At 75.1% G+C, this 11,081-nt stretch carries 7 protein-coding genes; 2 read left to right on the top strand and 5 right to left on the bottom strand.

All coding sequences use genetic code 11. The features are described from left to right. On the bottom strand, positions 1-1,929 hold a 1,929-nt coding region (locus tag ACFY60_RS24745), incomplete at its 3' end, for a condensation domain-containing protein (RefSeq protein WP_388617170.1). Positions 1,930-2,075: 146 nt separating this feature from the next. Beyond that, positions 2,076-3,548, bottom strand: coding sequence for a helix-turn-helix domain-containing protein (locus ACFY60_RS24740; protein WP_388617168.1), 1,473 nt, complete (start codon positions 3,546-3,548; stop codon positions 2,076-2,078). Between the two features lie 330 nt (positions 3,549-3,878). Between ACFY60_RS24740 and ACFY60_RS24735 the strand changes: the two genes are divergently transcribed. Beyond that, positions 3,879-4,085 carry a hypothetical protein gene (locus ACFY60_RS24735; RefSeq protein WP_388617165.1) on the top strand — a complete coding sequence of 69 codons (207 nt, stop codon included), beginning with the start codon at positions 3,879-3,881 and terminating at the stop codon, positions 4,083-4,085. A 155-nt stretch (positions 4,086-4,240) separates the two neighbouring features. Here the strand turns inward: ACFY60_RS24735 and ACFY60_RS24730 are convergent, their stop codons facing one another. Continuing rightward, positions 4,241-7,291 carry a BTAD domain-containing putative transcriptional regulator gene (locus tag ACFY60_RS24730; RefSeq protein WP_388617163.1) on the bottom strand — a complete coding sequence of 1,017 codons (3,051 nt, stop codon included), beginning with the start codon at positions 7,289-7,291 and terminating at the stop codon, positions 4,241-4,243. Positions 7,292-7,562: 271 nt separating this feature from the next. Here ACFY60_RS24730 and ACFY60_RS24725 point away from each other — a divergent pair, with 271 nt between their 5' ends. Next, a complete protein-coding gene (locus tag ACFY60_RS24725) occupies positions 7,563-7,919 on the top strand; it encodes a nuclear transport factor 2 family protein (RefSeq protein WP_388617160.1) in 357 nt (118 codons plus the stop codon). A 159-nt stretch (positions 7,920-8,078) separates the two neighbouring features. On the opposite strand, the gene ACFY60_RS24720 is transcribed toward ACFY60_RS24725, so the two are convergent. Together ACFY60_RS24720 and ACFY60_RS24715 are read right to left on the bottom strand one after the other, a co-directional pair. After that, a complete protein-coding gene (locus tag ACFY60_RS24720) occupies positions 8,079-8,501 on the bottom strand; it encodes an STAS domain-containing protein (RefSeq protein WP_388617157.1) in 423 nt (140 codons plus the stop codon). Positions 8,502-8,540: 39 nt separating this feature from the next. After that, positions 8,541-11,042, bottom strand: coding sequence for a SpoIIE family protein phosphatase (locus ACFY60_RS24715; protein ID WP_388617154.1), 2,502 nt, complete (start codon positions 11,040-11,042; stop codon positions 8,541-8,543). Positions 11,043-11,081: the final 39 nt, after the last annotated feature.

The following is an 11,081-nucleotide window of genomic DNA, read 5'->3' as shown; positions in this document are numbered from 1 at the left end:
CGTCGACACCAGATTCCGGTGCGACGACAAAATCCCCTTCGGCCGCCCCGTGGACCCCGACGTGAACATCACACACGCCGCATCGTCCGGGCCGATGACCACACCGAGGTCGCCGTCCGCCTCCGTTGTGTCTCCCTCCCCGGCCGGATGGGTCACCCACGGGCCTTCGAGGCGCCCCGCCGTCCCCGGCGCGGTGACCAGATGCCCGATCCCGGCGTCCACGGCCGCCGAACGCAGCCGCTCGTCGGGGAAGTCGGGGTCCAGCAGGACGTGGGCGGCGCCCGTCTTGAGGACGGCGAGGAGGGCGGTGGCGAAGGCGGCCCCCCGCTCCAGGAGGACGCCGGCCAGGTCCCCGCGTCCGAGGCCCCGGGCGCGCAGGGCGTGCGCCAACCGGTTGGCGGAGGCGTTGAGTTCCCCGTACGAGATCCGCCGCTCGCCGTCCACCAGAGCCGTACGGTCCGGGTGGAGCCGTACCCGCTCCTCGAAGCGGGCGACCAGGGTGGTGTCGGTGGGGGTACCGCCCGGGCCGGCCCAGGCCCCGGTCAGGAGGGCGCGTTCCTCGGGGCGCAGGACGTCCAGGTCGGCGATGCCGGCGGCGGCCGAGGCGGCGGCGTCGGCGAGGAAGTCGCTGACGAAGGCGGTGAAGCGGTCCTGGTGGGCGGCGGTCAGCTCCGGGTCGACGTCCGTGACGGGGGTGTCGAAGTCGACGCGGAGGCCGTGGGCGGCGCCGAGGTCGAGGACGGCGACGTTCAGGCCGTGGACCGGGCCGTTGCTCACGTTGTGGTTGACGGTGGGGTGGCCGCAGACGGTCAGTTCGGCGTGGAAGCCCATGATGTTGAGGACCGGGCCGGCCGGCCGGCAGCCGGCGAGGGTTCCGGAGTCCCGGCGCAGGTCCTCGTAGCGGGTCCGCTGGTGGCGCAGTCCGTGCTTGACCTCGGCGGCGACGGTCCGGACGAGGTCGCCGAAGCGGTCCTCCGGGCGTACCGCCAGGCGCAGGGGGACGATGTTCGACATCATGCCGGGGGTGCTGCGGGCGGTGCGGGTGGTGCGGCCGGTCACCGGCAGGGCGATGACGAGTTCCTCACGGGCGGTGACGCGATGGAGGTAGGCCGCGAAGAGGGCGATGAGGAGGACGGACCAGTTGACCCGTTCGGCGCGGGCGGCGGTACGGAGCCGGTCCGCGTCGGTGGGCGGGAGGAGGACGCTGCGCCGGGCGAAGGGCAGGCGGCCGTGGGCGGCCGGTGCCCGGTCGCGGCCCCGGACGAGGTCGGCGGGTGCGTCCGGGGCGCCGGCCAGGTGGACGCGCCAGGCGGCGAGGTCGGCGGCGGCCTCCTCGGAGGCGCGGTAGACGGCGTCCTCGGCCAGGAGGTCGGCCAGGGAGCCGAAGGGGGACGGGCCCCAGGGTTCACCGGCGACGGCCCGCTCGTACAGCTCGACGAGCCGGGCGAGGGCCAGGGACGCACCGGCGCCGTCCACGACCAGGTGGTGGAAGCCGTAGAAGTAGAAGAAGCGCTCCTCCCCCAGTTTGACGAGGGCGCAGCGGACCGGGGGCTCGCCGGTCAGGTCGAAGGGCGTGCCGATGAGCCCGTCGATGAGTTCCCAGGCCGCCGCCTCGGGGTCGGCCGCGCCGCTGACGTCGGTGAAGGGCAGGGTGCGGCTGCCCGCGTCGGCGTCGAGGAGCTGCCAGACCCGCTCGCCGTCCTCCTCGAAGCCGCGGACGCGCAGGAAGTCTGCCTCCTCCACCAGGCGGCGCCAGGCGGCCGCCATGAGGTGGGGGTCGACGGGGCCGTCGATCTCCCGGCACTCGCCGACGTTGTACGTGACGCCGGTGGGGTCGAGGACGTGGGCCGTCCAGATGTCCCGCTGGGCCACGGAGAGCGGCAGCCGCACGGCGGCCGGTGCGGATGCGACGGGCGTGTCGAACGGCATGGGGGCTCCTGTGGGGTCACGTCACGGTGGTGGCGGCCCCGGGTGGCATCCCGGCCGGGGCGGCCCTGGCCATACAACCCGTGCGGGTGGGCCCCGACCGGCAGTTGATCCGGCGGTACGGCAGCGGATCGGCGGCGCTGCGGCAGTCAGGCGGCAGCGGACGCGGCGACGGCGGAGGCGGCGGAACCGCGGGGTTCCGTGAGCCCGGAAGGGCCGGCGGAGGCGGCGTGTGCCGGCGGGCCGGCCTCCGGGCGGGCGGCGAGGGCCCGGACGACGCGGAGCACACGGAAGGCGGAACGGCCGTGGTCGGTGCCGGGGCGGATGACGCCGCCGATGAGCAGCGCCCTGACCATGCGGCCGCAGTCCGGCAGGGACCGGCCGGTGAGCCGGACGATCTCGTCCAGGTCGAAGTCGTCCCCGTCCGCCGCGCACAGGCGGGCGACGAGTTCACGCGGGCCGGGCGGGAGCTGGGCCAGCGTGCGGAGGACTCCGTCGCGGAGGTGGGAGCCGGAACGGCCGTCGGCGAGGTGGTCGAGGAGCGCGGCCGGGTCGGTCTCCACGATGCCGCGCAGGGTGGACAGGTCGCAGACGGTGAGCCAGGACGCGGCCGCGGCGAGGGCGAGCGGGTGTCCGTCGAGGCGGTGCGCCACCCAGGCGACGTCGGCGAGGTTCCGCTCGTCGGGGACGATGTCGGGGCGGACCTGGCGGATCCGGCCGAGGAGGAACCGTACGGCGGGGGCGTCGGCGCGGGCCGGGTCGTCGGGCCGCGGGGCGTCGAGCGGGGCGAGGAGGAAGAGGCGTTCGCCGGGGACGTCCCAGGGGGTGTCGGCGGTCAGGAGGACGCGCAGGCCGGGGAGTTCACGCAGCAGCCGGGTCAGTCGGGGGAAGTCGAGCCGGGCCGGCGCGGCGCCGTCGAGGACCAGGAGGGCGTCGCGGTCCCCGAGTGCGGCGAGGAGGGCGGCGGGCGGCTGCTCGTCGGCGGAGACGGGGGCGTCGGCGCCGGCCCCGGTGCCGTGGGCGCCCGGGTGCTGACGGGAACCGGGGCCCTGGAGGTGGGCGGCGCAGGCGGTGGTCAGGGCGAGCAGCGGGTCGTCGTCGGGCGGCAGGGAGTCGGTGACGGCCCCGGGGGCCGTGTGCCAGAGGACGGGAAAGCCCGCGTCGTGCAGCCGGGCGGCGGTCTCCAGGGCGAGCCGGGTCTTGCCGACACCGCTCAGCCCGACGACGGTGACGAGGCGTTCGGCGCCGGAGCGCAGCTCCTCGGCGAGGACGGCGGCCTCGGCCCGGCGGCCGATCAGCGGGTGGAGGGGGGCGGGCGGCGCGCACCGCTCCAGGAGCGGCTGCCGGGTGCCGCCGCCGTGGTGGCCGCGGCGGACGGCCTCTTCGAGGGCGGTCCTCGCGCGGGGCCCGAGCCGGAGCCCGTCGGCTATCAGGCGGATCGTTTCGGCACGCGGTCGGAGGGCCTTGCCCTTCTCCAGGTCCCGGATGGCGCGGACGCTGATGGTGGAGAGGTCCGCGAGTTCGCGCTGGGTGAGCCCGATGCGGAGGCGGTGTCCGCGGATGAGGGTGCCGAGGGCGGCGGTGGCCGTCGTCGTGCCCTCGGGGGAGAAACCGGTCGTCATGGAGAGCTCCCGCTGGTCAGGTGGGGGCGGGGGACCGGGCGGCGGCCGGCCTGGTCGGGGCCGGTCGCGGCGGTGACCTCGCCGTCTGCTGGGACCCAGACTCCGAAGGCCGCCTATCGACCGGGCATCGCGTCACTAACCGGGAGCGGCACCGCCACGGGGGCCGTACGGAGTCCGCCGGCAGCCGCGCGACAGCGGTCCGGGCGGGCGTGATACCGGGGGCGGCGCGGTGATAGCGGGGGGATAGGGCAGCGGCCGGTGCGGTGAATCCGCCGCTCCCTACGTTGGTGGTCAGAAGGAAACGCCAGCCCCGACGAGACGGAGAATCCGATGTCGAAGACCACCGCCACCCGCCGCACCGCCCTCCGCGCCGCCGTCACCTCCGCGCTGATCGTCCTGGTGACGGGCGCCGGTCTCCAGACGAGCTGGGCCGACGGGACCGCCCCGGCCACCACCACCCCGAGCACCTCGGCCACCCCCACCCCGGGTGCGACGGGCGGCACCGGCACCACCGACGGCAACAACCCCTGGGACTGAACACCGCTCCGCGCGCCGGCCACGAGCGCACCGGTCACCCGGCCCCGCGGACTCCCGCGTCTCCCGCCCGCGCGGTGAACGCCCTCCGCGCACCGGGCGCCCCTCCCCCGGCGCCCCGCCCCCGCCACGCGCCCCTCTCGCGACGGGCACCCTTCTCAGCAGGTGCCGAGCAGCCGCTCCGCCTCCACCAGCTCCCGGGTCATCCGCCGCTCCCGGAACACCGCGACCGCGGGCGTCAGCAGCTCCCGCGAACGGACCGGCTCCTCCTTCAGCAGCCGGGCGAGGTCGAGGCGTGCCAAGGCGCCCCCGCTAAAATCCATGATCTGCTCCCGCGCGGCGACCGCCCGGTCGTAGAAGTCACGGGCCCGGTCCGGCCGCCCCATCATCGCGAAGGCGTGACCCAGATCGCGCAGCAGGTGCCCTTCCCCGATCACGTCACCGGAGTCCCGGCAGAGTTCCAGCACCTCCGTGAAGGTGAGGACCGCCAGATCGCTCTGCCCCTGTTCCAGGAGGACCTGTCCGACCCGCCGCAGGGTCCGGGCGCGACCGCCGGTGTATCCGATGCCCTCGTAGATGTCGAGCGCCTCGTCGAGCTGCCGCTGCGCGAGGTCGGTCTCGCCCTGCCGCATGCGGATGTGGGCGCTCTGCGTGAGGACGATGGCGCGGCCGACGATGTCGCCGGCCCGGTCGAAGTCGGCGAGGGAGCGCCGGTAGAGCTCCAGGGCCGTGGCGTCGTCGCCGCCGGTCCGGGCGATGAGGGCCATGTCGCGGCGGCAGAGTGCCTCGCCCATGGGTTCGTCGAGGGCCTGGAAGACGTCCAGGGCCGAGGTGAGGGCCTGCCGGGCGGTGTCGTACTGGCTGCGGCTCATGTAGAGCGAGCCGAGGGAGGCGCGGACGGCGGCGGTGCCGCGCAGGTTGCCCGCCTTGCGGACGGCGGCGAGGGCGGTGAGGTGGGTCCGTTCCCAGAGGTCGTAGTGGCCGCGCACCTCGAAGAGGGTGACGAGGGAGGTGGCGAGGTCCCAGCAGAGGTCGTGCAGTCCTTCCTCGGCGGCGTGCCCGACCATGCCGCACAGGGCGGTCTGTTCGGCGTCGAGCCAGGCCAGCGGGTCGGCGAGGGTTTCGTCGGTGTACGTGGCGGGCGGTGCCCAGCGGGGGGCGTCGCCGTGCAGGACGGTGAAGTCGCCGCCGTAGACCTTGCGGTGGGCCTCCTGGGCCAGGTGCATCCAGCCGCCGGCCATGCGGGCGAAGGCGGCCCGCCGGGCCTCGGGCGGGTGCTGGGCGGCGAGCTGTTCGCGGGCGTAGACGCGGATGATCTCGTGGAAGCGGTAACGGAAGCCGCCGGTCGGTTCCACCCCGGCGACGTCGAGCATCTGCACGTCGACGAGGGGTTCCATGAGGTCGGAGGGGAAGGGGCGGCGGTCGTCGAGGAGGGCGCCGGCGAGCCAGCTCGGCAGGGTGGGGGCCTGCGCCATGCTGAGCAGGCGCAGCAGCCCGCGGTCCTCGGGGGCCAGTCCCTCGTAGGTGAGGGAGAGGCTGGCCCGCATGGTCATCTCGCCGTGGGTGAGTTCGTCCAGCCGGTTCCGTTCGTCGGCGAGCCGCTGCACCATCGATGCGAGGGTCCAGTGCGGCCGGGCGGCGAGGCGGGCGGCGACGATCCGGAGGGCGAGCGGGAGCCGGCCGACGGTGCGGACGAGGGCCTCGGCGGCGACGGCCTCGCCGGCGACCCGGTCCGCGCCGATGATGCGCGCGAGGAGTTCCAGGGCACGGTCCTCGTCCAGGACGTCGAGTTCGACGCGGTGGGCACCGGGCAGGGCCGTGAGGCGGGCGCGGCTGGTGACGAGGACGGCGCAGCCCCGGCTGCCGGGGAGCAGCGGCAGGACCTGGCCCTCCCCGGCGGCGTCGTCCAGGACCACGAGGAGGCGGCGGGCGGCGAGACGGGTGCGGTACATCTCGGCGCGTTCGTCGAGGGATTCGGGGATGAGCTGGCCGGGGATGCCGAGGGCGCGCAGGAACCGCCCGAGGACTTCGACGGGGGTGGCGGGGGCGCCGGTGGTGCCGCGCAGGTCGCAGTAGAGCTGGCCGTCGGGGAAGCCGGTCTCGGCCAGGGCGTGGGCGACGTGGACGGCGAGGGTGGACTTCCCGGTGCCGGGTTTGCCGGTGATGGCGGCGAATCCGACGGTGGCCCGTCCCCCGCCGCCGGTGAGCGCCTCCTCCAGGGCGGCCAGCCGCTGTGCGTCCGCGACGAAGTCGGCCGTGTCGGCGGGGAGTTGGTGCGGCACGGTGTCGTGCCGTACGGATGCGGCGGCGGGTGCCGGTGTCCTCTCGGCGGCAGGTTCCTCCGCCGCCTTCTCCGGCTCCTCGTCCGGGCGGGCGGCGGGCGGGGCCGCACCGGTGGACGGGACGGCGGGGGGCGGGAGTTCACCGGCGAGGATGGCGGCCTCGAGGTCGCGCAGCTCGCGGCTGGGTTCGAGGCCGAGTTCCTCGGCGAGGTAGCGGCGCGCGGCGCGGAAGGCCTCCAGGGCCTCGGCCTGGCGGCCGGACCAGTACAGGGCCTGGATGAGCTGCCCGTGGAGCTTCTCGCGCAGGGGGTGCTCGTGGGTGAGCATCTGGAGTTCGCTCACGAGCCGGTCGTGATGGCCGAGTTCGAGTTCGAGCCGGATGCGGAGCTCGACGGCGGCGAGCCGTTCCTCGTTGAACCGGCGAGCCTTGTTGGCGAGCGGGCCGGAGTCGAGGCCGGTGAGGCAGTCCCCCTGCCACAGGGTGACCGCCGATCTCAGGATCCCCACCGCTTCCTCGGGGCGCCCGGTCTCGCCGAGGCTGCGGGCACGCTGGACGAGTGCCGTGAAGAGGGCGGCGTCGACGTTGTCGGCGCCGGTGTGGAGGACGTAGCCGGGCGGCCGGGTGACGAGGGAGACCTCGCCGTCGGCGCCGGCGAGCATCTTCCGCAGCCGGGAGACGCAGATCTGGACCTGGGTGCGGGCCGTCTCCGGCGGGTTGTCCTCCCAGATGAGGTCGACGAGCTGACTGGTGCTGACGACCCTGTTGCTCTCCAGGAGCAGGGCGGCGAGGATCACCTCCTGCCGGCCCGGAGGCACGCGCAGCGGCCCGGCGGACCCCTGGACCTGCAGCGGTCCCAGGACCCGGAAGGTGAGCCGGGGCCCGTCCGGGTCGCTCTGATCCGTTAACCCGCCGTCGGCAGCAGCCACTGATTCCCCCACGCAACAGATGAGTCGACACGCCGGACAGCACCGGACGGGACCGGACCGCGCAGGTACACGCCGGGACGCCAGGATCGAGTGAAGACAGTCTCCACATCCCTCCCTGTCCTGTCCATGCCGTGAAGATCCCTGTCGCGATAAGCGGGCGATAACAGGGAGTTGGGCGGGCGCCGCATCGTGGAGGGGAAGGGGAAAGGGGTGGGCTCCGTTGAACAGCCATGACGACACGAGGACGCTACGGAGAGGAGGGGTGGGGCCGGTGGATCTGCTGACCGCCGCGGGCGCCGATCACGTCCGGCTGCTCTACGACTACCTCGACGCGGGCGACCCGGACGGATGCGGCTCACTGCTGCACGAGGCGGTGGTGGCGCAGCTCCCGGGGCGCCCGCCCGCCCGGGGCCGTACGGAGGCACTGCGCGCCCATGCCCTGCCCGCCTTCCCCCGGGTCCGCCACGCCGTCGACCGCCTGACGGCCCGCGACCGCACGGTGACCGTCACCGGCCGCCGGATCCCCGCGGACGGCGCCGCCCCGGAGCAGCGCTTCGTGGACGTCTTCACCGTCGGGGACGACGGCCTGCTGCGCACCTGGGCGCGCTCCTTCACCGCCGTACCGTAACGGCCGCCGGGAAACACGGGGCGACCCTCGGCCGAACACCGCAGGTCCCGCCGGCGCACGCCGGTCCCGCGGGCCGTGCCGGGACCGGGCCCGCCCGCCGTGACCGCGCCGGGCGCGGGTCCCTCCGCCGCGGCGCGCCCGTGGCGGGCGCCCGGCCCGTCAGGCCTCGACCGCGTCGGCGACGGAGCCGTAGAGGGAGAACACGGTGTCGGCGCCGGTCAGCTCCAGCACCCTCATCACGCCGGGGGTGACCCCGGCCAGGCGCAGCTCCGAGCCCGCGGCGACCGCCGCCGCACGGGTGCGCAGCAGCAGGTTCAGGCCCGAGGAGTCGCAGAAGCCGACCTGCGCGAGGTCGACCACCAGCGCGGGCGGCCGCTCCTCGGCGAGGCCGGTCAGCCCGTCCTGGACGGCCGCCAGCGTGTCGAAGTCGAGGTCCCCGACGATCGTGACCACGGCCACGCCCGTCTCGGTCCGGTGCGTCCGCAGCGACACCGCGGCCTCGGCGCGCGGCACCTCGGCCGGTGACGCCTCCGGCCCGGGCGCGCCCTGTGCCGCGGTCTCCTGCCCGTTGTCGGCTCGCATCGTGATGGTGTGCTCCTTGCGTACGAACGGAAAAGGGGGCTACCCGCGCTCAGGTTCCTGGACCAGGACGCCGACGAGGCAGGTGTCGTCGTCCGTGTCCGAGCCGCTGTAGCGCAGGAGGTGGTCCAGGCGCGCCTCCAGGGAGTTGAGGCGCTCCCCGGACTCGCTGTCGGCTTTCTCGGTCAGGGCGACCAGGTTCGCCAGGGAGGCCTGCAGCCCCTGGTCACGGCGTTCGATGAGGCCGTCGGTGTACATCACCAGGACGTCACCGGGCTGGAGGTGGACCTCGTCCTCGTCGTACTCCGCCTGTTCCAACACGCCGAGGAGGATACCGCCGAGCTGCGGAAGGGTGGTGGCGCGCCCCTCCCGCAGGAGGACGGGAGGCAGGTGCCCGGCGCGCGCCCAGCGCAGACGGCGGGTCACGGGGTCGTACAGGCCGCAGGCCGCGGTCGCCGTGAGGTTCTCGGTCAGCTGGTGCGTGATGCTGTTGAGCCAGGTCAGCAGCTGCGCGGGGCCCGCGCCGGTGGCGGCGAGGCCGCGCAGGGCGTTGCGCAACGCGACCATGCCGGTGGCGGCGTCGATGCCGTGGCCGGCGACGTCCCCCACGCAGAGCAGCACCTCGCCGGAGGGCAGGGTGAGGGTGTCGTACCAGTCACCGCCCACGAGGTGCTCCTTCTCGGCCGGCCGGTAGCGGACGGCCACCTGCAGGTCGTGGAGGCTGAAGGTGCCGCGGGCCGGCGGCATGATCGCGTGCTGGAGCTGGAGGACGAGCCGGTTGCCCTCGGCCGCCTGCAGCTCGGTCTGGATCAGCTGGTCCCGCGTCGCGGCGAGCGCCACTTCCGTCCAGTGCTGGGCGGAGATGTCCTGGTACGCCCCGCGGACGATGCGCAGGCCCGCGTCGGCGTCGCGCACCGGCTCGGCGACGATACGGATGTGGCGGGCCACCCCGTCGGGGCGCTGCAGCCGGAAGGCCGTGGACGCCGGCCGCTCGTGGTGCAGCAGCGTGCGCAGGAACCGGCCGATGTTGTGCTGGTCGTCGGGGTGGACGTGATCGGCGAGCTGGTCCAGCGGGATCGGCTGCGCGGTGGGCGACAGGCCGTGCAGCTCGTAGACGGTCTCGTTCCAGGCGATCTGGCCGGTCTGCAGGTTCTCCTCGAAACCGCCGATGCGTCCGAGGCGCTGGGCGTGCTGGAGCAGCCGCGCCACCCGGGGCGTGCCGTCGTCGAGGCGCCAGACCACGGCCACGCTGTCGCCGTGGCGGCTGATGCTCACCCGGGCCCGGGCGCTGAGCGGCACGCCCTCGACCATGGCCGTGAGCTTCATGTTGGTGGCGCGGAACGGCTCGCCGGTGACGAAGACGTGCTCGACCTTCTCCATGAGGCCGCCGGCTTCCGCCGCGAGCGGGTACGCCTCCAGGAGACCGGCGCCCACGATGGCGCCGGCGGGGCGGCCGGCGAAGTCGACGAAGGCCGGGTTGACGTACCGGATGGTGAATTCGAGCGGCATCTCCGCGCTGTCCGGCGCCATCTGGAGGATGAGGCAGGGGTCGGAGAGGCCGTCGACGAGCCGGCGGAGGTCCTCCAGGTGCGCGTCCGGCGCGTCCTGTTCGGTGCCGCCGAGGTCGGACCAGGTCTCCAGGGTCGCCGCGGCCAGCTCCGCGAGCGCCTCGAACTGCCGCTCCAGCGACTGGGACAGCGCCGGCAGCCGGTCGGGCCAGCAGATCTCGAGGACGCCCGTGAGCCGTCCGCCGATCCCGGCGGGGACGGCGAGCCGCCCGCCGCCCACGTCGTGCTGCCCGATCGAGGGCAGGGCGGCGTCGGCCAGGGTGGCGTAGCCGACGGCGGCCCGCTCGTCGAGGGCCCGGCGGGCGGGCGTGGGCACGCCGGGCGGCACGTGCCGCCAGCGGGTGGCCTCCTGGGGGCTGAAGCCCGCGCTGCCGGCGAGGGACAGGGACTGGTCGGGGTGGGCCGCCCAGATGGCGACGGCGACGGCGCCGAGCGGGCGGAGCGCCTGGTCGAGCATCGAGCGGGCCGCCGCCCCGGTGTCGCCGCCCGCGAGGGCGTGCGCCTGGGCGCAGCGCAGGCGCAGCGCGGCGGAGTCGGACGCGGGCTCGGCCGAGGACCGGACGAAGTCGCGGGCGATGGCGGAGATCCGGTCGGCTGCCGCCTGGTTGACGAGGTCGGCCGCGAGTTCCAGGACGGAGACGTCGGCCTGGGCGGCCAGGTCGGACAGCTGGACGGCGGCTTCGGCCGGGCTGCAGCCGAGCCGCTCGATCAGCATGCCCATGGCCATCTCGACCAGGGCACGCCCCGCGGCGTCGGCGTGGGCGCGCTGGAGCTCCTGGCGCAGCCGCTCGACGGTGTTCGCCAGCCGTCCGACGGCGGAGGCGTCCGCGCGGCGGTCGGCCGCCGGGTCCTGCTCGTGGGCGGGCGCGGACGCCGGCCGCACGGCCGGGTCACGCGGGGGCCCGACCCTGGGCGCGTCGGCGGACACGGCGGCGAGGCCGCCGTGCGCGCCGGGCGGTTCGGAAGACTGGTGCACGTCAGGACGCTCCTCGGATCCGTGGAATGCTATCGGCCG

The sequence above is a fragment of the Streptomyces sp. NPDC012827 genome (assembly GCF_042900905.1).
In the GTDB taxonomy this organism is placed as follows: Bacteria; Actinomycetota; Actinomycetes; order Streptomycetales; family Streptomycetaceae; genus Streptomyces; species Streptomyces gulbargensis.
Note: the sequence above shows the minus strand (reverse complement) of the source record. Positions and strands in the feature narration are given on the sequence as shown.

Excerpts from the sequence above, each read along its gene's own strand:
- ACFY60_RS24720 (WP_388617157.1), bottom strand. The coding sequence starts at position 8,501 with ATGCGAGCCGACAACGGGCAGGAGACCGCGGCACAGGGCGCGCCCGGG.
- ACFY60_RS24740 (WP_388617168.1), bottom strand. The coding sequence starts at position 3,548 with ATGACGACCGGTTTCTCCCCCGAGGGCACGACGACGGCCACCGCCGCC.
- ACFY60_RS24735 (WP_388617165.1), top strand. The coding sequence starts at position 3,879 with ATGTCGAAGACCACCGCCACCCGCCGCACCGCCCTCCGCGCCGCCGTC.